Origin of the sequence: Microbacterium elymi, assembly GCF_021582895.2 — a bacterium.
GTDB classification, from domain to species: Bacteria; Actinomycetota; Actinomycetes; order Actinomycetales; family Microbacteriaceae; genus Microbacterium; species Microbacterium humicola.
In genome coordinates this window covers 140,002-161,218 of the sequence record NZ_CP091139.2, presented here as the reverse complement: position 1 = coordinate 161,218, position 21,217 = coordinate 140,002, and the positions used below count along the sequence as shown (strand labels likewise).

Genomic DNA, 21,217 nt, shown 5'->3' with positions numbered 1-21,217 from the left:
CTGGCTACGGTGGAATCATGAACGCCGACCTGATCGACGCCGAGGCGGCCCTGGCCGAGTACGACGAGTACGCCGCCGCGCAGGGCGGCGCGGACTGGGGCGACCGACTGCTGCGGTCCGGGGCCGCACACGAGCGCGGGGTGGATGCGCTCGAGACCGCGACCCGACAGGCGCGCATCGCGACCGCGGAGCAATACGCGCTGTGCGGCGAGCTGCTCGCCGACGCGAGGGCGTTTCCCGACCCGTGGTGCGGGCCCGATCCCACGACCGATCCGGACTGGGTCGATCCGCGCGAGCGGACCGCCGCCCAGGTGCGGGCGTCCCGGGTCGAGTTCGCGGAACGCGCCGCCGTGGCCGACCTCGCCGTGCGGATCCGGGTCAGCGAGCGCACCGTCCGGGCCTGGGCCGACACCGCCCGGACGCTGCAGGAACGCTGCCCGGTCACCTGGCGGGCCTTCCGCGCCGGGCGGGTGGATGAACGCAACGCCGACACCGCCGCATCCCTGGCCGGGTCTCTGCCCGCCGACGACCGGCAGGCCTGGGAGCGGTTCGACCAGGCCGCCGCCGACGCCGCCTCCCGGCTGCCGGCCGGAAAGTTCCGCACCCACGCCCGGGCCCTGCGCGAACGCGTCCACCCCGAGGGCATCGACGCCCGCCACCGCAGAGCGGCCCGCGACCGTGCCACCTGGCTGAGCCCCGAACTGGACGGGATGGCCACGTACAGCATCTACGGGCCGGCAGCCGGCTGCTCTCCCTGAACGCCCGGGTCGACCGGCTCGCCCGCCACCTGCACGCCCAGCCCGGCGAGACCCGCACCCTCGCCCAACTCCGCGCCGACGTGGCAACCGGACTCCTGCAGGATGGGATCACCGACGACACCGTGGGAGTGACAGTGTCCGCCCCGTCGGTGGCCATCACCGTGCCGGTCATGACCCTGCTCGGGCACGCCGAAGAGCCGGCGATCCTGGACGGGTACGGGCCCATCGACCTCGAGACGGCGAAGAATCTGGCCGGCGGCGCGACCTCGTGGGTGCGCATCCTCACCCACCCGATCAGCGGGACGATCCTGGACGTGGACCGTTCCACCTACCGGGTCCCCGCAGCGCTGCGACGGTGGCTGAACATCCGCGACAAGGTCTGCACCTTCCCCGGCTGCGGCCGCCTCGCCCGCGACTGCGACATCGACCATAAGGCGGAATGGCAGCACGGCGGCGGCACCAGCGCCGACAACACCGGGCCGCTCTGCGAGTCTCACCACCAGGTGAAGACCGAAACTCTCTGGCGCCCGCATACCGACCCCGAAACCGGCACCACGTGGTGGATCTCACCCACCGCCCACGCCACCGACGCCGACCCGCCGCCCTGGTGAGCGGCTGGTCCCGCCCGGTATCTTCGGGGAGTGCCCACCCCTGACTTCGTCGTCGATCTGCGAGCGCGGATCGGTCACCTGCCGATGCCCCTCGTCGGCGTGACCGCCGTCGTCTTCCGCGAAGATCATGTCCTGCTCGGCCATCGGTCTGACAACGGCGAGCTTGGAGCCTGTTTCGGGGATCGTCGAGCCGGGCGAGGAGCCCGCGGATGCCGCAGTCCGCGAAGTGCTCGAAGAGGCGGGTATCGCGGCACGTGCCACCCGACTGGCCTGGGTGCACCAGATGGATCGAGTGACGTACGACAATGGCGACGTCGTCGACTATCTCACCCTGACGTTCCGATGCGAGTGGGTCTCCGGCGAGCCCCATCCGACCGACGGCGAACTGACCGATGTCGGGTGGTACGCGGTCACCGACCTGGACGCGCTCGGCATGCTTGACGACGATCATCGCCAGCGCATCGCGCTGGCGACGGCGAGCGAAGGTGCGACCCGCTTCGAGGGTGGATGCTGATCGTCACGGCAGGAGTGCGAGCTTTCCGCCCGGATGTCCCTCCTGCAGGAACCGGAGCGCATCCTTCGCCTCGGCCAACGGGAAGGTGCGCGCCACCGGCACAACGAGGTCGCCGGCGGCGGCCAGCGCTATCAGCCCCGCACGCGCGCCGTCCCGGAACGCCTTGCTCGCCGGCATCGAACCGCCGATGGCGGTGAAGCCCGCTTCGCGGCTGCGCGGACCGGCCACGATCGTGACGGCGCGATCCGGATGCCGGAGCAGGGTGCCTGCGGAGTCCACCGCCTGATCCGTGCCCGCGGCATCCAGCACGGCGTCCACCCCATCCGGGGCGAGCGTGCGCACGCGTTCCTCCAGTCCGGGACCATAGGCAACCGGTTCCGCGCCGAATTCGCGGACGCGATCGAAGCTGTGGGGACTTGCGGTGCCGATGACACGCGCACCCAGGCGCCGCGCTTGCTGGATGGCGCTGACGCCGACCGCGCCGGATGCCGCGTGCACGAGGATGATGTCACCGTCCGACACGCGGGTCACGTGCAGCATCTCGGCGGCGGTGGTCCCGGCCAGCAGCAGATTCGCCGCCTCGGGGTCGCTCAAGGCAGCCGGCTTCGCATAGACATCCGCCGCGGGCACCGTGATCGCCTCGGCATAGCCGCCGCTCACGCGGAAGGCGATCACCTCCGTCCCGGTGGTGTGCTCGCCGGTGGCGATCGCCGAATCCGGGCCGAGCGCCGCGACCACGCCGGACACCTCATAGCCCAGACCGGCGGGGAACTCCTCCAGTCGCGCCAGATGCTTGTAGTCTGCGGGGTTCATGCCGGCCGCCCGCACCGTGATCGTCACCTCGCCGGGGCCGGGGGCCGGCACCTCCGCGTCGACCAGTTCCAGAACATCGATGCCGCCTGCGCGCGGCGCGATCCATCTCTTCGCCATCGCCCCAGTCAACACCCTGCCGGTAGCATTCGGACATGGACGCCGCCACCCTCGCCGCATCGTTCCAGAGCACCGGCGAGGACTACGACCGGTATCGACCTGGCTTCCCTGAGGCCGCCGTCGATGTCCTGCTCGCGGAACCGGTCGCGGCCGTGCTCGACCTCGGGGCCGGCACCGGCAAGCTCACCGCGGCGCTCCTCCCGCGCGCGTCCCGCGTCATCGCCGTCGATCCGTCCGAACAGATGCTGGCGGTCCTGCGGCGCAAGCTGCCGCAGGTCGAGGCACTCCTCGGCACCGCTGAGGCCATCCCCCTGCCCGATCAGAGCGTGGATGCCGTCGTCGTCGCGCAGGCGTTCCACTGGTTCGATCGTGACGCGGCGTGCGCGGAGATCGCCCGCGTGCTCGTCCCCACCGGGACGCTGGGACTGGTCTGGAACGGACCGGACCCGACATGCCCATGGGACCAGGCCTGCGGGCGGATCGCGCATCCCGAGCGCTCCCCGGATGAGCCCGGCGACGAGGACGCGGAAGCACTGCCCGGATTCACGCTCCTCGCCCGGGAGCAAGTGCGGTGGCGGGAGCAGATCGCACGGGCCGACTACCTGGCACGCTGGCACACGGTCAGTACATTCCTCGCTGCAAGTGCGGGGAGCGGGCCCGGATGGCGGGCGAGGTCGAGGACATTCTGGATGCCGACGCGCAGACTCGTGGCCGCGACATCCTCGATCTGCCGACGGTGGCGGGGACCTGGCTCTACCGCCGCGCCCGGTGAGTGCTACGCGACGTTGAGGAACGACCGGTCGGACAGCACGATCGGGCCGTCGGCGGTGACCGCGATGGTGTGCTCGGAATGTGCGCCGCGGGAGCCGTCCGCGCTTGCGCAGCGTCCAGCCGTCCGGGTCGGTGATCAGCTCGTCGGTGGTCTGCAGGAACCACGGCTCGATCGCGATGACCAGTCCCTCGCGCAGCGGATAGCCGCGCCCGGCCCGGCCGTCGTTGGGCACATGCGGGTCGCCGTGCATGATCCGGCCGACCCCGTGACCTCCGAAGTCGGTGTTGATCGAATAGCCGTCGCCGTGTGCGACCGCGGCGATCGCCGCCGAGATGTCGCCGAGACGGTTGCCCACGGTGGCGGCGGCGATCGCGGCATCCAATGCCCGCTCGGTCGTGTCGATCAGAGCGAGATCCTCCGCCCGCGGTGTGCCCACGACGAATGAGATCGCCGAATCGGCGACCCAGCCGTCGATCGCGACGGCGAAGTCGAGCGAGACAAGGTCGCCGTCGCGCAGGTCGTAGTCATGGGGCAGCCCGTGCAACACGGCGTCGTTGACCGAGGTGCAGATGACCTTGCCGAACGGGCTCGCGCCGAACGAAGGGTGGTAGTCGATGTAGCACGACTGCGCTCCCGCCTTGTGGATCAGCTCATGCGCGCGGTCGTCGATGGCCAGCAGATTGGTGCCGACCTTCGTCTCCTCGCGCAAGCGTCGCCAGCGTCTCGGCCACGAAGCGGCCGGCCGGCCGCATGGCCTCGATCTCGGCGGGGGTGCGCAACTCGATCATCGTGTTCCTCTCGTTGCGTCCATTCTCGCCGATGACCGCCGCCGTGGTGACGCATCCTGCCCGCCCGACGCGCGCCCAGCCGGCGCAGAGACACGCGGCGTACGATCAAGGCATGTGGCTGCGACGTGGGTTCTTCGGCTGGCTGTTCCCGGCGGCGATCGTCCTGCCGCTGTGGCTGATCGTGGGCTGGGCCGTCTTCAACGCCGGCGGATGGGCCTTCCTCGGCGTGATCTTCGTCGCGGCACCGGCTGTCCTGATCGGCGAGCTCGTGCTGGCGTTCATGATCCGCGCGCGGCCGACGGTGCGCCGAGACCGCGCGGTGTCGTGGTGGGATGTGCTCGGCCTCACCGTCTGGCATGGCCTGGTCATCGCCTACGGCTGCTACATCCACGTGGCCTTCGCCGCGGTCCTGATCTTCGCGATCCTCGCGTTCCTGGCGGTCTTCTGGTCCTCGCTCGCGCAGCTGTGGGCCGAGGCGCGCGGCACGTTCGCCCGGATGGCCCCCGGCACTGGCCCCGCCGACATCGGCGGACCCACGGCCCCGATGGGTCGGCCGCGCATGTGCGACGAGGTGATCGTCGTGCACGAGGTGGGCAGCCCGGGGGACGGCCGCACCGCGCACTGACCCGCGACGGCGACCGCGACAGCGTTTTGGCGGGCCGCGGCATCCGTGGCAGAATGGATGCTTGTGCTCGCGCACCGATTCTGCCTCAGGGGAATCCGCGCCTTCTCGTGAACGCGCAGCGAGCACCGATCCTCTCATCCCATTCACTTCGCGGTCGACCTGTGGCGGCCGCAGGAAGACACGATCATGCAGATCCTCGACGCCGTTGATGCGGCCTCCCTCCGAAGCGACATCCCGGACTTCAACGCCGGCGACACCGTCAAGGTGCACGTGAACATCACCGAGGGCTAGCGAGCCGTATCCAGGTGTTCCAGGGCGTGGTCATCGGCCGTTCCGGCGATGGCGTGCGCGAGACCTTCACCGTCCGCAAGATCAGCTTCCAGGTGGGCGTGGAGCGCACCTTCCCGGTGCACAGCCCGGTGATCGACCACATCGAGGTCGTCACCCGCGGTGACGTCCGCCGCGCCAAGCTCTACTACCTGCGCAACCTTCGCGGCAAGAAGGCCAAGATCAAGGAGAAGCGCGACCGCTGACCCTGACGTCACGACGCCCCGAGGCAGATGCCCGGGGCGTCGTCGTCTGCACCGACGAGAGTGTGCGACGCTGTAGTGTGCGAGCGGTGGAGGGCCTGGAATGACTGAGCAGTCGACTCCCGTGCAGGCGGGCGAGACCCGCTCCCGCCGACGCGGAGCCCTCACCTTCCTCCGCGACATCCTCGTGATCATCGTGATCGCACTGCTGGTGTCGTTCCTGGTGAAGACCTTCCTGGTCCGCTCGTTCTACATCCCCTCGGGCTCGATGGAGAACACACTGCAGATCGACGACCGCATCCTGGTCGATGAGATCACCCCGCACTTCGGCGGATATCAGCGAGGGGACGTCGTGGTGTTCCGCGACCCCGGCGGGTGGCTGCCGGTGACCGTCGGCGCCGACAGCCGGCCGTGGATCGTCGAAGCCGTGGACTGGGTGCTCTCCCTCGTCGGCGTGTCCGCGCCGGACAGCGACGATCACCTGATCAAACGTGTGATCGGTCTGCCCGGCGACCATGTCGCCTGCTGCGATGCGATCGGGCACATCACCGTCAACGGCGTCCCCATCGACGAGACGTCGTACGTGAAGCTCGAAGCCGGGCGAGACCGAGCCCGAGGTGGTCCCGTTCGATGTGACCGTCCCGGCCGGCTCGCTGTGGGTGCTGGGCGACAACCGCGACCGGTCCCGCGACTCGCGCTACAACCAGGACCAGCCGGGCAAGGGCTTCGTCCCCATGGACAACGTCGTCGGCCGCGCCTTCCTGATCACGTGGCCGTTCGACCGGTTCGGCCTGATCGACTTCCATCATGCGGTGTTCGCCGGTGTCCCCGCTGCCGAGAAGGCCGGCGCGTCGCCATGACCGTCGTCGAGCCGCGTCTCACCTTCGAGCGCCGGCTTGCGCGAGCATCCCCTCGTCATCGCGTGCGACGAGGTCGGGCGCGGCGCACTGGCCGGCCCGGTCGCCGTGGGCGCGGTGATGATCGATGCGCGCGCCGCACGCCGACGGGTGCCCGAGGGGCTGCGCGACTCGAAGCTGGTCGCCGAGGCGCGACGGCCGGATGTCGCGGCCCGGGCGGCATCGTGGGTGTGCGCCGACGCGGTCGGCTGGGCGTCGGCCGCCGAGATCGACGAGGTCGGCATCATCCGCGCGCTCGGACGGGCAGCGCTCCGCGCGATCGACGCGCTGCGCGCCGCCGGCGTCGCGCCCGAGGACGGCATCGTGCTGTTGGACGGCAACCACGACTACATCTCGCCCGCGGGCGGCAGCGCACTGACCGTCCTGCCCCGGATCAAGGCCGACCGGGACTGCGCCAGTGCGGCCGCGGCATCCGTCATCGCCAAGGTGACCCGCGACGCGCAGATGGTTCAGCTACACGCCGAGCACCCGCGGTACGAGTGGGAGCACAACAAGGGATACGCGAGCCCGACCCATCGCGCGGCGATCCGCGAGTGCGGACTGAGCCCCTACCACCGCGCGTCCTGGGCGATCGCGGACGCCCCCACACTGTTCTGATCGGAATGCGGCGGCGGGAGCCGACCGACCTAGGATGGAAGCACCATGGATGACGACTTCGACGACTACGATCGCGAACTCGAGCTCGCCCTGTACCGCGAGTACCGCGACGTCGTCTCGCAGTTCCAGTACGTCATCGAGACCGAGCGCCGGTTCTACCTCGCCAACGAGGTGAACGTGGTCCGGCGCGACACCGAGCACGACTTCTACTTCGAGATCTCGATGACCGATGTCTGGGTCTGGGACATCTACCGCGCCGACCGCTTCGTCAAGTCGGTGCGCGTCCTCACGTTCAAGGACGTGAACGTCGAGGAGCTGCAGCGCCGCGACCTGCACCTGCCCGAGGAGCTGTCCCTGGACTCCTGATCCCTCTCACCCTCGCCGGGTGATGGCTTGTGGGCGGCGTGCGCGAAGCCTGAGAGACTGCCCACTGCCGCCGGGCGCTGTCCGGTGCGGACCGGGAAGGGAAGTCGATGGGCGCTGTCATCGGCGAGATCCTCCCGCTGGCGCTGGGCATCGCGATCAGTCCGATCCCCATCATCGCCGCGATCCTCATGCTCCTCTCGCCGAAGGCGCGGGTCACCAGCGTCGGATTCCTCCTCGGCTGGGTGGCGGGAATCGTCGTCGCGGTCGTGGTCTTCACCCTTCTCTCGTCGATCCTGCCGGCCGACGACCCGAGCGTCTCGAAGCCGATCCTGGGCGTGGTCCGGCTCGTGCTGGGCGCGCTGCGCTCCTGCTCGCTCTCCGGCAATGGCGCGGGCGGCCGAAGGGCGACGCGCTGCCGGCGCTGCCGAAGTGGATGCAGGCGATCGACACCGTGACCTTCCCGGTCGCGCTGGGGCTGGGCTTCCTGCTGTCGGCGCTGAACCCGAAGAACCTGATCATGGCGGTGGGCGCCGGCATGTCGATCGGCTCGGCGTCTCTGAACGGCGGAGCGATCGTCGTGGTGATCGTCGTGTTCACGATCATCGCGGCCTGCACCGTCGGGGTTCCGGTGATCGCCTACCTGCTCGCCGCCGACACGCTGCGCGGTCCCTTGGACGCGCTGCGCGGATGGCTGGTGAAGGAGAACGCCGTGATCATGGCGATCCTGCTGGTCATCGGCGTCTCGATGATCGGCAAGGGTCTGGCGAGCTTCTGATCTGAACAGCACGGGTCTCGCCTCCTCCCCAACGGGCGCGAATGCCGGCTCCGACGTGATCGATCCACAGATCGGCAGAACCGCCCGCGCGGGCGATGCCGATCGCGGGAACATGCCTACATGGCAGCCAAGGACGAGCGGGGGAGGGCGGGCGAAGGCCGCGCGGCCGCCCATCTGACGGCGCGCGGCTTCGAGGTCCTCGAACGCAACTGGCGCGCACCCGGCGGCGAAGTGGATGTCGTGGCCAGCCGCGGCGACACCCTGGTCTTCGTCGAGGTCAAGACCCGGCGCAAGCGACGGCTTCGGCGATCCGCTCGAGGCCGTGGACGCCCCCAAGCGGGCCCGCCTGTGGCGGCTCGCCCACGCCTGGTGCGCTCAGCATCCGGACCGCGCACGCGGGCGCGAGGTGCGCCTGGACGTGATCGGCATCACCGGCGCGGATCCCGCCACGGCACGGCTGGAGCACCTCGAGGACGTGCCATGGGTGTGACGCGCACGTGGGCCGTGGCGCTGTCCGGGCTGGAGGGCACCCTCGTCGAGGTCGAGGCGGACCTGACCCATCAGCTGCCGGACTTCCGCATCATCGGGCTTCCCGACAAGGCGCTCGGCGAGTCCGTGCAGCGCGTGCGCAACGCCAGCGAGAACAGCGGCCTCGCCCTGCCCAAGCGCCGGCTCACCGTGAACCTGTCGCCGGCGAGCCTGCCCAAGCAGGGCTCGGGATTCGACGTGGCGATCGCGATCGCCGCCCTGGCCACCGGGGGCCTGATGGACCTGCGGTCGGTGCAGACCACCGCCCACATCGGCGAGCTCGGGCTGGACGGGCGGCTGCGTCCCGTTCTCGGCGTCCTCCCGGCGGTCCTGGCCGCCGCACGCGCCGGCATCCGGCGGGTCGTGGTCCCGTGGGCGAATCGCGACGAGGCCGCCCTCGTGTCCGGCGTCGAGGTCACCGGGGCGGTGAGCCTGACGGATGTCGCGGTGCTGCACGGCGCCGAGTTGGAGCCCGCTCCCGCGCTCGAGCCGGTCGCCGCCCCGGACGCGCCCTCGCCCGCCGCGCCGGTGCTCGATCTGGCGGATGTCATCGGGCAGGATGCCGCGGTCGAGGCCCTGATCGTCACGGCTGCCGGCGGCCACCACATGCTCATGACCGGGCCCCCGGGAGCCGGCAAGACGATGTTGGCGCGACGTCTGCCCGGAATCCTGCCGGAGCTGGACGACGAGGCCGCGCTGATCGCCGCCTCGCTCAGATCGCTGGCGGGTGCTCCGGTGACGCACCTGGACCGGACCCCGCCGTTCGAGGCACCCCATCACAGCGCCAGCGTCGCCGCGCTGGTCGGCGGCGGGTCGCGGCTGGTGCGTCCGGGCGCGATCGCCCGAGCGAGTGAAGGCGTGCTCTTCCTGGACGAGGCGGGCGAACACAGCGCCCGCACCCTCGACGCGCTGCGGCAGCCGTTGGAGACCGGGTCGATCGTGATCCACCGGGCCGGCTTCACCGCGTCCTTTCCGGCGCGGTTCCAGCTGATCCTCGCGACGAACCCGTGCCCGTGCGGCAACTACGGGGTGCGCGGCGCGATCTGCGACTGTCCGCCGGCAGCGATCCGTCGGTATCTCGGCCGACTGTCCGGGCCCCTGCTGGACCGCATCGACATCGAGGCGTCGATGGAACGAGTCTCGGTCGCGCAGGCCACCGGAGGGAAGGCGCAGACGACCACTGCGGTGGCACGCGGGCGCGTGGCCGAGGCGCGTGAGCGTGCGATGCGGCGTCTGCGCGGGACGCCCTGGCGCCTGAACTCCCAGGTCGATGGAACGTGGCTGCGACAGGGGCCGCTGGCCCCGCCCCCGGTGGTGCGGAGGCCGCTCGACGCCGCGCTGCACCGCGGCTCGCTCAGCCTGCGCAGCTTCGACCGCGTGCTGCGGGTGGCGTGGTCGGTCGCGGATCTGGCCGGTCGCGACCGCCTCGAGCTGGAGGACATCGGCCGGGCGCTGTTTCTGAAGAAGGGAATCCGAACGTGAAGAGATTCAGCTGGGACCCCACCGCGGTGCACACGGTGTCACCGCTGCTGACGGTCGAGACGAACGACCCGGATCGGTGGGAGCGGGCATACGCGACCGCCGTGTGGAGCTGCCTGGTCGAACCCGGCGACGCAGTCGCCGGGATCCTGGTGGGGGCACTGGGCGCGGTCGACGCGCTGCAGGAGGTGCTCGCGGGCGCGCGGGCAGGCCTGGCCGCCGATGCATCCGGGATCGCGGGCGGCGAGCTGCGGGCGGGGATCAAGCGCTGGCAGCTGCGGCTGGACGCCGAGCAGATCGCGTTCTCACTGGAGACGGCCCGTGCCCGTGGCATCCACCTGCTCACTCCAGACGACTCGGCGTGGCCTCGCGCGCTCGACGACCTCGGCACGCACGCCCCGCTCTGCCTATGGGTGCGCGGCGACGTCGGCGCGCTCGGCACGCTCGAGGCCGCTCACGGTCCTGCGATCGCCCTCGTCGGCGCCCGCGCCGCCACCGGCTACGGTGAGCATCTGGCCGCCGAGTTCGCCGCGGATCTGGCCGGCCGGGGCGTCCCGGTCGTGTCCGGCGCGGCATACGGCATCGACGGCGCCGCGCACCGCGGGGCCCTGGCCGCCGGCGGGCCCACGGTCGCGCTGCTGGCCGGGGGAGTGGACCGGCCGTATCCGGCGGGGCATGCCGACCTGCTTGCGCCGCATCGCCGACCAGGGCGCAGTGGCCAGCGAGGTGCCCTGCGGGTCGGCACCCACTCGCTGGCGGTTCCTGCAGCGCAACCGGCTCATCGCCGCCCTGGGCACAGCCACGGTCGTCGTCGAGGCCGGGTGGCGCAGCGGATCCCTGAACACCGCCGCGCACGCCGCAGAGCTCGGCCGCCCGCTCGGCGCGGTCCCCGGTCCGGTCACCAGCGGCTCGTCGGCAGGATGTCACCGGCTGCTGCGCGAGTTCGACGCCCGCTGCATCACCACCGCCGACGACATCGCCGAGATGCTCGGCCTGTCCGGGCCTGCTTCCGGCTCGGATGCGCGCGAGGCCGCCGGATACACCGGTGCCCGCACGCGGGTCAGCGACGCGCTCAGCACCCGCGTGTGGCGGGATGTCGCCGACATCGCCCGACGCTGCGGAATGGCGCCCGACGAGGTGTCGATGCAGCTCGGCCTGATGGCGCTGGACGGCGCGGTGGAGGTGCAAGGACCCCGCTGGCGACGCCGCGCACCGGCGGGTGCGGCGCGCCGCGAGGTCGCCGTCCCGGCGGGCGGCATGCTGGAGGGTGAGGATCGACCCGGCAGCGGACGCATACGCACGGCACCTGTCCGAGGTGCGGCGCCTCTCCCCGGCGACCGTGCGCGCGTACCGATCCGACCTGGCCGATCTGCGCACGGCGATCGGCGACCTGCCACTCGAGCAGGTCGGACTGGAGAACCTGCGGGAATGGCTGTGGACGGCGACCCGGCGCGGCGACGCGCGATCGACGATCGCCCGCCGCACTGCCGCGGCCCGCGGATTCTTCGCCTGGGCCGCCGAGACCGGGATGGCCCCGGCCGATCCGAGCGTGCGTCTGGTCGCACCCAAGCGCGGTCGCACGCTGCCACACGTCGCGACGGCCGACGGGATGGCCGCGCTGCTGGACGCGATGGCCGCCGCAGCCGCCGACGGCGACCCGATCGCATTGCGCGATCACGCGATCATCGAGCTGCTCTACGGCGCAACCGTCCGCGTGTCCGAACTGTGCGCGCTGGACCTGGACGACTTCGATCACGAGCGGCGCACCGTGCGCGTGATGGGCAAGGGCGCGAAGGAGCGCGTCGTCCCGTATGGGGTGCCTGCGGCCCGGGCGCTGGACGCATACCTGGTGCGCGGACGACCGACGCTGCGTGCCCGTGGCACCGCCCCCACCGCCTCGACCTTCCTGGGGGCGCGCGGAGGTCGCATCGGCCCGCGCACGGTCTACGAGCTGGTCGCGCACGCCCTCGGCCCGGTCGTCGGCGCCCAGACCGTGGGTCCGCATGCGCTGCGGCACTCGGCGGCGACCCATCTGCTGGACGGCGGCGCGGACCTGCGCACGGTGCAGGAGCTGCTCGGCCACGCGAGCCTGGGCACCACGCAGATCTACACCCACGTCTCGAGCGAGCGGCTGCTGGCCACGTACCGCCTCGCGCATCCGCGCGCCCAGCGCTGAGACAGGCGTCCTCCGCGTCACCGGCCGTCAGGAACAGCAGGGCAGCAGCACGGCGCGGGGGACAGTGCCGAACAGGAGCATCGGGTTGATGTAGGCGCCATCCCAGCGGACGCCGAAATGGATCGTCCCCGCCGCTGCGTGCCCGCCCCGGGCGACGGTGCCCACGACCTGGCCGCGGGCGACGGCCTGGCCCGCCGCGAGGTCCGAGTCGATCGGCTCGAGAGTCGTGACCAGTCCGTCCCCGTGATCGATGGTGAGGATGCCGCGGTCCACGATCCGCCCCGAGAAGGCGACCACGCCGCCTGCCGGGGCGCGCACCTCCTCGCCGCCGGCCGGAGCGAGATCGATCCCGCGGTGCCCCGGCCCGTACTCGTGCGCCGGGGCCGCATACGCCTTCGCGATCCGGAACGCCGCCAGCGGCCAGACCCAGTCATCCCTCGGATCCGGCGCCCCGTCGCTGGAAGCGCCGGCCTGCGCGTCGAATGTTCGAACAGCTTCCAGACCCCTCCCCGCGGCCGTCGAGGGGACGCCGAGCACGCAGCTCACCGCCAGGGCGGCGGCGATCGCCGTGCGGAGGGATCCGGGGATGCGGGACACGAAAGCAATGCTGGCCGCCCCTCGTCGCCCGCGGGGAGCGGACGCCGCATCTGTGGAGGAACGGCGTGCGGGCCGCCCCTGCGGGCACCGGGGGAGGAGTCGCTGCCTGATACACTGAGAGGGCATCTCGCGTGTCGAGGTGACTTCGCGTGTCCTCAGCGTGCGGCTTCCGCATGTGGCATCCCATCCCATCGGTCCCTGAAACCAGGGCGGGAAGTGTGTCGGGCACCAGGATTCTCCGGCATCCGCCGGAGAGAGCAACCGAAAGCGGCGCCGCGGCGCCGAGAACAGGAGAACGGCCATGGCCGTCGTCACGATTCGCCAGCTGCTGGATGCCGGCGTCCACTTCGGACACCAGACCCGACGGTGGAACCCGAAGGTGAAGCGCTTCATCCTCACCGAGCGCAGCGGCATCCACATCATCGACCTGCAGCAGTCGCTGGCCTACATCGACCGCGCCTACGAGTTCGTCAAGGAGACGGTCGCCCACGGCGGCACCATCCTGTTCGTCGGCACGAAGAAGCAGGCCCAGGAAGTGCTCGCCGAGCAGGCGACGCGGGTCGGCCAGCCGTACGTGAACCAGCGCTGGCTGGGTGGTCTGCTGACCAACTTCAGCACCGTGAGCAAGCGCCTGCAGCGCATGAAGGAGCTCGAGGAGCTCGACTACGAGAACCCCTCGGAGAGCGGCTTCACCAAGAAGGAGCTCCTGCTGAAGAAGCGCGAGCTCGACAAGCTGCACAAGTCCCTCGGCGGCATCCGCAACCTGCAGAAGACGCCGTCGGCGCTGTGGGTCGTCGACTCCAAGCGCGAGCACCTGGCGATCGACGAGGCCCGCAAGCTCGGGATCCCGGTGATCGGCATCCTCGACACGAACGCCGACCCGGACGAGATCCAGTACCCGATCCCGGGCAACGACGACGCGATCCGCTCGGTCGCCCTGCTGACCCGCATCATCGCCGACGCCGCCGCCGAAGGCCTGATCCAGCGCCACCAGCCGGCCGATACGGCGGAAGAGCCCGCCGAGCCGCTGGCCGAGTGGGAGCGCGAGCTGCTGGAGTCCGGCGCGCCGGAGCAGTCCTCCGCAGACACCGAGAAGGTCGCCGACCTCGCCGAGGCGAAGGCGGAGGTCGCCGACCTCGCCGAGGCTGCGACCGACGAGGCACCCGCCGAGCCGGCCGCCGACGAGGCACCCGTTGAGGCGCCCGCCGACGAGGCACCCGTTGAGGCCGCCGTCGACGAGGCGCCCGCCGAGGCCGCGACCGACGAGGCCGCAGCCAAGTAGTCCTCGCCCGACTTCTGCCGCGGCGGGGCCGTCCCACGACCGCCCCGCCGCGGCATCCCCCACGAACTCACCTCAGATCAAGGAGCCGCCACCCATGGCAAACTTCACCATCGCCGACATCAAGGCGCTGCGCGAGCAGCTCGGCACGGGCATGGTCGACACGAAGAAGGCCCTCGAGGAGGCCGACGGCGACCTCGAGAAGGCCGTCGAGATCCTGCGCCTGAAGGGCGCGAAGGGCAACGCCAAGCGCGCCGACCGTTCCACCAGCGAAGGGCTGGTCGTCGCCCGCGAGGGCGCCGGTCAGGTCACGCTCATCGAGCTGGCCTGCGAGACCGACTTCGTCGCGAAGAACGAGCGCTTCATCGCCCTGGCCGACAAGGTCGCGGATGCCGCCGCTGCCGCGTCCGCGAACTCCGCCGTCGATGCGCTGGCCGCCCCCGCGGGCGACCAGACCGTCGAGCAGCTGATCTCGGACACCGCCGCCATCATCGGCGAGAAGATCGAACTGCGCCGCGTGCGCACGCTCACCGGCGACAAGTTCGAGGTGTACCTGCACAAGACCAGCAAGGACCTGCCCCCGCAGATCGGCGTGGTCGTGGCCTACACGGGCGACGACGCCGCCACCGCGCGCAGGCATCGCCCAGCACATCTCGTTCGCCAACCCCTCGTACCTGAGCCGGGCGGACGTGCCCGAGGCCGACGTCGAGAAGGAGCGCGAGATCGTCACCGAGATCTCCCGCAACGAGGGCAAGCCCGAGGCCGCCCTGCCGAAGATCGTCGAGGGTCGCGTGAACGCGTTCTTCAAGCAGGTCGCCCTGCTGGAGCAGGACTACGCGAAGGACAACAAGCAGTCCGTCGCCCAGGTCACCAAGGACGCCGGCATCACCGTCACGGACTTCGCCCGCTTCAAGGTCGGCGCGTAGGACGTCGCAGGGGCCCGCATCGCACATCGATGCGGGCCCTTGTCATGCCCGTTCGCTAAGGTGTCATCGCGACGAGAGGAACACACGTGATCAATGAGGCCACCGGGCGCCGTCGCGTCCTGCTGAAGCTGTCCGGCGAGGCGTTCGGCGCCGGATCGCTGGGTGTGAACCCCGATGTGGTCAGCCAGATCGCGCGCGAGATCGCCGCGGCCACCGATCGGGTCGAGATCTCGATCGTCGTCGGCGGCGGCAACTTCTTCCGCGGCGCCGAACTCAGCCAGCGCGGCATGGACCGCGGGCGCGCCGATTACATGGGCATGCTCGGCACCGTGATGAACGCGCTGGCGCTCCAGGACTTCCTGGAACAGGCCGGTGCCGCCACGCGCGTGCAGTCCGCCATCCAGATGACCCAGGTCGCCGAGCCGTACATTCCGCTGCGCGCCGAGCGGCACCTGCAGAAGGGGCGTGTCGTCATCTTCGGGGCGGGCGCCGGCCTGCCCTATTTCTCCACCGACACGGTCGCCGCCCAGCGTGCACTGGAGATCCGCGCCGACGAGGTCCTGGTCGCCAAGAACGGCGTGGACGGGGTCTACACGGCCGATCCGAAGAAGGATGCCTCGGCCACGAGGATCGATCGGATCACCTACCTGGAGGCGCTCCAGCGCGGGCTGAAGGTGGTCGACTCGACCGCGTTCAGCCTCTGCATGGACAACAAGATGGACATGCGGGTGTTCGGGATGGAGCCGGCGGGCAACGTCACCCGCGCTCTGCTGGGCGAGCAGATCGGCACGCTGGTCACCGCCTGACCGCGGCCGGGCACGACAGTCCGCCGATACGAGGCAACTAGAATGGGCGGGAACGCCTGAGCGAATGGAGAGACCGTGATCGCGGACGTGCTGGCCGATGCCTGCCACCCGGATGGACAACGCCGTCGAGGCGGCGAAGGACGACTTCGCCACCGTGCGCACGGGCCGGGCGAACCCCCAGCTCTTCCAGAAGGTGCTGGTCGACTACTACGGCACCCCCACGCCGCTCGCGCAGCTCGCCTCGATCAACGCCCCCGAGGCGCGGTCGCTGATCGTGACGCCGTACGACAAGTCGGCGCTGAAGGCCATCGAGCAGGCGATCCGCGACATGCCGAACCTCGGCGTCAACCCCACGAACGACGGCAACATCGTCCGGGTGACGCTGCCGAGCTCACCGAGGACCGCCGCAAGGAATACGTCAAGCTCGTCCGCACGAAGGGCGAGGACGCGCGCGTGCACGTCCGCGGCATCCGCCGCAAGATCAAGGACGACCTGTCCGACCTGGGCGTCGGCGAGGACGACCTCGCGCGGGCGGAGAAGGAGCTGGACGCTCTGACCCGCACGCATGTCGACGCGATCGATGACGCGCTCAAGCGCAAAGAAGCCGAGCTGCTCGAAGTCTGAGGGGTCGCAGTGACGGACGCGTCCGAACAGCCTCCCGGCGGCGAGCAGAGCCGCCGGGACGCTTCGGCGCGCCCGGAGCCGCCGGATGAGGTCGGCCCCGGCGATGGGGCCGCCGAGCCCGCCCAGCCCGCCGACCTGGCCGGCGATCCCAGTGCGCAGCTGCACGCGCACCTGCGCGCCGCGCGCAGCGAGATCGAGAGCCAGGTGGCCCGCACCCGCGCGGACTTCGAAGAGGCGAACGAGCGGATCAAGCAGCGCACCGGGCGCAACCTCATCATGGCCGTCCTGATCGGACTGGCCATCGGCGCGGTCCTGGTCCTGTCCCTGGTGATCTGGAAGCCGGTGTTCCTGCTGCTGGCCCTGGCCGCCGCCGCGCTCGGGGTGTTCGAGTTCACCCGCGCGCTGCAGGCCTCCGGTCGCCGGGTCGACGTCATCCCGCAGCTGTTGGGCACGCTCGCGCTGCTGGCCTCGGCCTGGTTCCTCGCGCTGTGGCTTGCACTGGGTCGTCGTCTGCGCCGTCGTGGTGGTGATCGTCGTCTGGCGGCTGCTCGCGCAGATGATCGTGCGCGACGGTCGCGGGTACGCCGAGGTCTGGGACGACGTGCTCGTGGGCACCTTCGTCCCGCTGTACGTCTCGTTCAGCGCCAGCCTGTGCGTGATCCTGCTGCGGCAGGACGCCGGCGAATGGTGGGTGCTCGCCTTCATCGTCCTGGCGGTGGCCGCCGACACCGGCGCCTACGCCACCGGGCTCGCGTTCGGCCGGCATCCGATGGCCCCGCGGATCAGTCCGAAGAAGACCTGGGAGGGATTCGGCGGTGCCGTGGTCGCCGCCCTTGTCGCCGGCGTCCTCCTCGCCGTCTTCATGCTCGCACCTGCCCTGGTGGACCGGCCTGATCATCGGCCCGGTCATCCTCGCCACAGCCACGATCGGCGACCTCGGCGAGTCGATGATCAAGCGCGACCTGGGGATCAAGGACATGAGCTCGTGGCTGCCCGGGCACGGCGGCGTGCTGGACCGGCTGGACTCCATCCTTCCCTCGGCCGGCGCCGCCCTGGCCCTGTACCTGCTCCTGACCCCCCTGGTGACACCATGACGACCCGCTCCTCCGACGCGCGATCGGCCACGACGCGCGCGCCGTTCCCGATGACCTCCGGCCGTGCCAAGGGATACGCGCCGACCGTGGTCGACGACTTCCTCGCCCGCGCCCGCGCGGCCTTCGAGGACGACCACGACGCGACGGCGCTGACCGCCAACGACGTGCGCTCGGTGTCGTTCCCGATGGTCCGACGCGGCTATCGCCCCGAGGCGGTGGATGCCGCGCTGGCGCGCGTCGAGGATGCCTTCGCCGCACGGGAACGCGAACAGGTCCTGGCTCACGCCGGGACGGGGAGTGGGTCGATCGCACCCGTGCCCGCGCCCAGGAGATCCTGGATCGTCTCAGCCGTCGACCCGGTCACCGCTTCGATCGCGCGCGGGGTCTCGGCTTCGGCTACCGGATCGACGAGGTCGACATCGTCGCCGACAAGATCGCGGCCTTCCTCGCCGAGGGCACCCCGGTCACCGTCGAGCAGGTGCGCACCGTCGCGTTCCGGATGCAGCGGCGCGGGTACCGCGAAGCACAGGTGGATGCGGTGCTGGACGCCGTCGTCGACGTCATGCTCGCCGTCGGCTGACGACGCACGGGGCGGGAGATGGCGCCCGCCGCGCGACGCAGGTAGACTCGGGCGCACTGTGACTTCCGGCGACGAGACGATACCCGAGGCATCCCGCGCGATCCTGCGCCGTGATCTGAAGGCCGCTTCGGTGACCAGCACGGCGTCACGGCGCAGACGCCCCGCCCGCCCCGCACCGACGCGGCTGTCCCGCAGTCGCGGCGTCATGTCCGGATTCGCCGCGTTCGCCGTCGCCGGGCTGGCCGTCGCCACCCTCAGTCCGCTGGGCGCGGCCCTGTCCACGCCGGCCAACGCCGAGATCGCCGCCCCCGTCACCCTGTACGCGAGCACGGTCGACGACGCGCAGACCGTGCAGGTGGCGTCGGCGGTCAGCGCCGATGCCGCCGTGCTGCGAGCGGGACAGCTATACGGCGGCGCTCAAGCCGAAGCCCAAGCCCAAGCCTGCGCCCGCCGCCTCGTCGCCGCGGGTGGTCGGGGCCGCCGCCTCGGTGCGCCTGGTCTACAGCGGCGGCGGGTCGCCGGCGGACTGGATGGCGGCCGCCGGCATCGCCCAGAGCGACTGGGGCTACGTCGACTACATCGTCGGCCGGGAGAGCGGCTGGAACCCCAACGCGACCAACCGCTCGTCGGGCGCGTGCGGGCTGGTCCAGGCGCTGCCCTGGACCAAGGTTCCGGGCAACGGGTACAACCCCGTCGACAACCTGCGCTGGGGCAGCGGGTACGCGAAGGGGCGCTACGGCGGATGGCAGGGCGCCTACGCGTTCTGGATCTCTCACGGCTGGTGGTAGCCACAGCGATGCCGCGCTCTCATCGAAGGCGTCCCGATCCGCCGCTCGGTGACTCGTTCGACCGCTTCGTCCAGGGGTTCTCCCGCACCGAGATCCGCCGCGGCGCCGAATGGACCGTGCAGCCGGTCTCGGCGGCGCAGGCGCAGAAGACGTACACGTGTCCGGGTTGCACCCGCGACATCCCGCCCGGCATCGCGCACATCGTCGCCTGGCGGGCGGACGGCGTGCTCGGGAATGCGGCGGACCTCGCCGCCCGGCGGCACTGGCACACGCACTGCTGGAAGGTGTTCTGAGTGGAGATCCGCGGACCTGTCCTCCTGCCGGCGCGCCGCGAGGACGTCGAGCTGCACACGTCCGACGGGCTGACGCTCGTCGGTGAACTGGCGCTGCCGTCCGATCGCGAGCCCGTCGCCACGCTCGTCACGCTCCACCCGCTGCCGACAGCCGGCGGATTCATGGACTCGCACATCATCCGCAAGGCGGCCGCCCGGCTGCCGGCCCTCGCCGATCTGGCCGTGCTGCGCTTCAACACGCGCGGCACCGCCTCGCCGCGCGGGACGAGCGACGGCGTCTTCGACGGCGGCGAGGCGGAAGGGCTCGACCTGGCCGCCGCGATGGCGCTGGTCGCCGAGCGCGGGCTGCCGCACCCGTGGCTGGTGGGGTGGTCGTTCGGCACGGAAGTGGCGCTGGAGCACGGCCGACAGCACGCGGTCGAGGGCCTGATCCTGCTGTCGCCGCCACTGCACCGCACGAGCGAAGCCGAGCTGGCAGCGTGGGCGACCGACCCCCGCCGCATCGTCGCACTCGTGCCGGAGCTCGACGACTATCTGCGCCCGGACGAGGCGCGCCGTCGGTTCGCGGTCGTCCCGCACGCCGAGGTCATCGGCGTCGACGGCGGACGGCACCTCTGGGTGGGGGAGAACCAGACCCGGCGGGTGCTGACCGAGATCGTCTCGGCGGTCAACCCCGCCGCACTGCCGCTGCCCACCGTCTGGGACGGGCCCGCGGCGGACTGACCGGCCTCAGCGCTCGTTCTGCCTCAGCGCTCGTTCTGCCGGGGGATGACGACCTGCCGGTAGATGATCAGGATGCTGGCGGCGACCGGGATCGCGATGAGCGCCCCGAGCAGTCCCAGCAGCGAGCCGCCCGCCAGCGCCGCCACCACGACGACCGCGCCCGGGACCGAGACGGCCCGGTTCATGATCCGCGGCGAGATGACATACGCCTCCAGCTGCATGTACACGAGGTAGTAGATCGCGGCGATCAGCGCCGTGGTGGGCGAGCCGAGCCCCGGGATCAGACACGTCAGGACGATGATCGCCGAGCCGGTGAGGGTTCCCACCAGCGGGATCAGCGAGAAGAAGAACGCCACGACGGCCAGCACCGCGGGGAACGGGGCGTGGATGATCGACAGGAAGATCGAGCTGAGGATGCCGTTGATCACGCCGAGCGTGACCTGGCCCATCACGTAGTAGCCCACCGAGTCGGTGATCTGCTCGGCGAGGTCGATGAACCGCGGTCGCTTCGAGGCCGGCACCAGCTGATACACGGCCCCCTTCAGCGAGGGGGTGGATGCCGTGAAGTAGATCGTCAGGATCAGCACGATGAACGCGCCGGTCAGCCCGGAGAAGAACGCGATCCCGGCCTTCAGCACGCCCTGCCCGATCGACCCGCTGATGTCGGCGAGATTGGTGACCAGCCAGTTCTGGACGTAGTCGAAGACGTCCTCCACCTTCAGCTGCGGGAAGGTGTGCGCCATCCAGTTCTTGAACTCCTCCAGCGCGTTCGGATTCTGCGCGATCTGCGTGATCGAGTCCACCAGCTGCGTGATCTGGCTGACGATGATCGGGACCACCAGCAGCACGATTCCGGCGAACACGGCCAGCACCACGAGGATCGTGACCAGCACCGCGGCCCAGCGCGGCAGCTTGCGCCGCACCAGGAAGGCGACGACCGGTTCGAGCCCGAAGGACAGGAACAGCGCCGTCCCGATGTAGAGGAGGATGGTCGACAGGGTCTGGATGCTGCTGATCAGCACGAGGCCGAGGCCCACTCCCAGCGTCGCCACGAAGGCGACGCGGAACGGATTCTGCACCTTCATGGTGCTCCTCTCCTCGGTGACCGGGTCGTCTGGTCAGGATACTTTCCCGGCACCGG

17 protein-coding genes and 12 pseudogenes are annotated in these 21,217 nt (G+C 71.0%); 25 read left to right on the top strand and 4 right to left on the bottom strand.

The window, feature by feature from the left end; all coding sequences use genetic code 11:
* Nucleotides 1-17 precede the first annotated feature (17 nt).
* From L2X98_RS00870 to L2X98_RS00860, 3 genes are all read left to right on the top strand, one after another.
* The gene (locus L2X98_RS00870; protein ID WP_259612038.1) at nt 18-758 is read left to right on the top strand and encodes a 13E12 repeat family protein; all 741 of its coding nucleotides are present in this window, start codon (nt 18-20) and stop codon (nt 756-758) included.
* Nucleotides 686-1,369 carry an HNH endonuclease signature motif containing protein gene (locus L2X98_RS00865; RefSeq protein WP_354003089.1) on the top strand — a complete coding sequence of 228 codons (684 nt, stop codon included), beginning with the start codon at nt 686-688 and terminating at the stop codon, nt 1,367-1,369. Before L2X98_RS00870 ends, L2X98_RS00865 begins: the two co-directional genes overlap by 73 nt.
* Nucleotides 1,370-1,532: 163 nt before the next feature.
* Nucleotides 1,533-1,883 (top strand): NUDIX domain-containing protein, encoded by a 351-nt coding sequence (locus L2X98_RS00860; RefSeq protein WP_354002863.1) that lies wholly within the window; start codon nt 1,533-1,535, stop codon nt 1,881-1,883.
* Nucleotides 1,884-1,886: 3 nt separating this feature from the next.
* On the opposite strand, the gene L2X98_RS00855 is transcribed toward L2X98_RS00860, so the two are convergent.
* A complete protein-coding gene (locus tag L2X98_RS00855; RefSeq protein ID WP_259612037.1) occupies nt 1,887-2,813 on the bottom strand; it encodes an NADP-dependent oxidoreductase in 927 nt (308 codons plus the stop codon).
* A 35-nt stretch (nt 2,814-2,848) separates the two neighbouring features.
* Between L2X98_RS00855 and L2X98_RS19625 the strand changes: the two are divergent.
* Nucleotides 2,849-3,175, top strand: a pseudogene (locus L2X98_RS19625) (class I SAM-dependent methyltransferase); the annotation flags it as partial.
* A 413-nt stretch (nt 3,176-3,588) separates the two neighbouring features.
* On the opposite strand, the pseudogene map reads toward L2X98_RS19625, so the two are convergent.
* Nucleotides 3,589-4,373: pseudogene (map, locus tag L2X98_RS00845) on the bottom strand (type I methionyl aminopeptidase).
* 112 nt (nt 4,374-4,485) lie between these two features.
* Here map and L2X98_RS00840 point away from each other — a divergent pair.
* The 10 genes and pseudogenes from L2X98_RS00840 (at nt 4,486) to L2X98_RS00780 (ending at nt 12,366) form a co-directional block, all read left to right on the top strand.
* Nucleotides 4,486-4,998: an MFS transporter permease gene (locus L2X98_RS00840; RefSeq protein WP_259612035.1), complete on the top strand. Its 513-nt coding sequence runs from the start codon at nt 4,486-4,488 to the stop codon at nt 4,996-4,998.
* A 186-nt stretch (nt 4,999-5,184) separates the two neighbouring features.
* A pseudogene (gene rplS, locus L2X98_RS00835) lies at nt 5,185-5,531 on the top strand (50S ribosomal protein L19).
* Between the two features lie 100 nt (nt 5,532-5,631).
* Nucleotides 5,632-6,388, top strand: a pseudogene (lepB, locus tag L2X98_RS00830) (signal peptidase I).
* A pseudogene (rnhB, locus tag L2X98_RS00825) lies at nt 6,385-7,042 on the top strand (ribonuclease HII). The pseudogenes lepB and rnhB overlap by 4 nt, the downstream one beginning before the upstream one ends.
* 45 nt (nt 7,043-7,087) lie before the next feature.
* A complete protein-coding gene (locus L2X98_RS00820) occupies nt 7,088-7,408 on the top strand; it encodes a DUF2469 family protein (protein WP_259612034.1) in 321 nt (106 codons plus the stop codon).
* A gap of 107 nt (nt 7,409-7,515) precedes the next feature.
* Nucleotides 7,516-8,183, top strand: a pseudogene (locus tag L2X98_RS19620) (GAP family protein).
* 120 nt (nt 8,184-8,303) lie between these two features.
* The gene (locus L2X98_RS00795) at nt 8,304-10,193 is read left to right on the top strand and encodes a YifB family Mg chelatase-like AAA ATPase (protein WP_435526233.1); all 1,890 of its coding nucleotides are present in this window, start codon (nt 8,304-8,306) and stop codon (nt 10,191-10,193) included.
* A pseudogene (locus tag L2X98_RS19615) lies at nt 10,103-10,819 on the top strand (DNA-processing protein DprA); the annotation flags it as partial. The gene L2X98_RS00795 and the pseudogene L2X98_RS19615, both read left to right, overlap by 91 nt.
* Nucleotides 10,820-10,865: 46 nt before the next feature.
* Nucleotides 10,866-11,120, top strand: a pseudogene (locus L2X98_RS00785) (DNA-processing protein DprA); the annotation flags it as partial.
* Nucleotides 11,121-11,457: 337 nt separating this feature from the next.
* Nucleotides 11,458-12,366, top strand: a complete 909-nt coding sequence (locus L2X98_RS00780) for a tyrosine recombinase XerC (RefSeq protein WP_259612033.1) — start codon at nt 11,458-11,460, stop codon at nt 12,364-12,366.
* Nucleotides 12,367-12,393: 27 nt separating this feature from the next.
* Here the strand turns inward: L2X98_RS00780 and L2X98_RS00775 are convergent, their stop codons facing one another.
* Nucleotides 12,394-12,963, bottom strand: a complete 570-nt coding sequence (locus L2X98_RS00775) for a murein hydrolase activator EnvC family protein (protein WP_259612032.1) — start codon at nt 12,961-12,963, stop codon at nt 12,394-12,396.
* A 301-nt stretch (nt 12,964-13,264) separates the two neighbouring features.
* Here L2X98_RS00775 and rpsB point away from each other — a divergent pair, with 301 nt between their 5' ends.
* The 11 genes and pseudogenes from rpsB (at nt 13,265) to L2X98_RS00730 (ending at nt 20,076) form a co-directional block, all read left to right on the top strand.
* Nucleotides 13,265-14,245 carry a 30S ribosomal protein S2 gene (gene rpsB, locus L2X98_RS00770; RefSeq protein ID WP_259612031.1) on the top strand — a complete coding sequence of 327 codons (981 nt, stop codon included), beginning with the start codon at nt 13,265-13,267 and terminating at the stop codon, nt 14,243-14,245.
* 94 nt (nt 14,246-14,339) lie between these two features.
* A pseudogene (gene tsf, locus L2X98_RS00765) lies at nt 14,340-15,168 on the top strand (translation elongation factor Ts).
* Nucleotides 15,169-15,254: 86 nt separating this feature from the next.
* The gene (pyrH, locus tag L2X98_RS00760; RefSeq protein WP_259612030.1) at nt 15,255-15,974 is read left to right on the top strand and encodes a UMP kinase; all 720 of its coding nucleotides are present in this window, start codon (nt 15,255-15,257) and stop codon (nt 15,972-15,974) included.
* 75 nt (nt 15,975-16,049) lie between these two features.
* Nucleotides 16,050-16,598: pseudogene (gene frr, locus L2X98_RS00755) on the top strand (ribosome recycling factor).
* A gap of 556 nt (nt 16,599-17,154) precedes the next feature.
* Nucleotides 17,155-17,406, top strand: a pseudogene (locus L2X98_RS19610) (phosphatidate cytidylyltransferase); the annotation flags it as partial.
* A 7-nt stretch (nt 17,407-17,413) separates the two neighbouring features.
* Entirely contained in the window at nt 17,414-17,692 is a 279-nt protein-coding gene (locus L2X98_RS19605) for a phosphatidate cytidylyltransferase (RefSeq protein ID WP_354002862.1), read from the top strand.
* Nucleotides 17,689-17,895 (top strand): annotated as a pseudogene (locus L2X98_RS19600) (DivIVA domain-containing protein); the annotation flags it as partial. The gene L2X98_RS19605 and the pseudogene L2X98_RS19600, both read left to right, overlap by 4 nt.
* Before the next feature lie 275 nt (nt 17,896-18,170).
* Complete coding sequence (locus tag L2X98_RS19595; RefSeq protein WP_354002861.1) at nt 18,171-18,272, top strand: DivIVA domain-containing protein; 102 nt, start codon at nt 18,171-18,173, stop codon at nt 18,270-18,272.
* A 377-nt stretch (nt 18,273-18,649) separates the two neighbouring features.
* Nucleotides 18,650-19,060 (top strand): lytic transglycosylase domain-containing protein, encoded by a 411-nt coding sequence (locus L2X98_RS00740; RefSeq protein WP_259612029.1) that lies wholly within the window; start codon nt 18,650-18,652, stop codon nt 19,058-19,060.
* An 8-nt stretch (nt 19,061-19,068) separates the two neighbouring features.
* Nucleotides 19,069-19,353, top strand: coding sequence for an Rv1322 family protein (locus L2X98_RS00735; protein WP_259612028.1), 285 nt, complete (start codon nt 19,069-19,071; stop codon nt 19,351-19,353).
* Nucleotides 19,354-20,076: an alpha/beta hydrolase gene (locus tag L2X98_RS00730; RefSeq protein WP_259612027.1), complete on the top strand. Its 723-nt coding sequence runs from the start codon at nt 19,354-19,356 to the stop codon at nt 20,074-20,076.
* Nucleotides 20,077-20,099: 23 nt separating this feature from the next.
* On the opposite strand, the gene L2X98_RS00725 is transcribed toward L2X98_RS00730, so the two are convergent.
* Complete coding sequence (locus tag L2X98_RS00725) at nt 20,100-21,161, bottom strand: AI-2E family transporter (protein ID WP_259612026.1); 1,062 nt, start codon at nt 21,159-21,161, stop codon at nt 20,100-20,102.
* Nucleotides 21,162-21,217 lie beyond the last annotated feature (56 nt).

What these genes read in the sequence shown, in the direction of transcription:
- rpsB (WP_259612031.1), top strand. Translation starts at nt 13,265, where the DNA reads ATGGCCGTCGTCACGATTCGCCAGCTGCTGGATGCCGGCGTCCACTTC.
- L2X98_RS00795 (WP_435526233.1), top strand. Translation starts at nt 8,304, where the DNA reads ATGGCAGCCAAGGACGAGCGGGGGAGGGCGGGCGAAGGCCGCGCGGCC.
- L2X98_RS00840 (WP_259612035.1), top strand. Translation starts at nt 4,486, where the DNA reads ATGTGGCTGCGACGTGGGTTCTTCGGCTGGCTGTTCCCGGCGGCGATC.
- L2X98_RS00870 (WP_259612038.1), top strand. Translation starts at nt 18, where the DNA reads ATGAACGCCGACCTGATCGACGCCGAGGCGGCCCTGGCCGAGTACGAC.
- L2X98_RS00855 (WP_259612037.1), bottom strand. Translation starts at nt 2,813, where the DNA reads ATGGCGAAGAGATGGATCGCGCCGCGCGCAGGCGGCATCGATGTTCTG.
- L2X98_RS00725 (WP_259612026.1), bottom strand. Translation starts at nt 21,161, where the DNA reads ATGAAGGTGCAGAATCCGTTCCGCGTCGCCTTCGTGGCGACGCTGGGA.
- L2X98_RS00820 (WP_259612034.1), top strand. Translation starts at nt 7,088, where the DNA reads ATGGATGACGACTTCGACGACTACGATCGCGAACTCGAGCTCGCCCTG.
- L2X98_RS00740 (WP_259612029.1), top strand. Translation starts at nt 18,650, where the DNA reads ATGCCGCCGTGCTGCGAGCGGGACAGCTATACGGCGGCGCTCAAGCCG.
- L2X98_RS00735 (WP_259612028.1), top strand. Translation starts at nt 19,069, where the DNA reads ATGCCGCGCTCTCATCGAAGGCGTCCCGATCCGCCGCTCGGTGACTCG.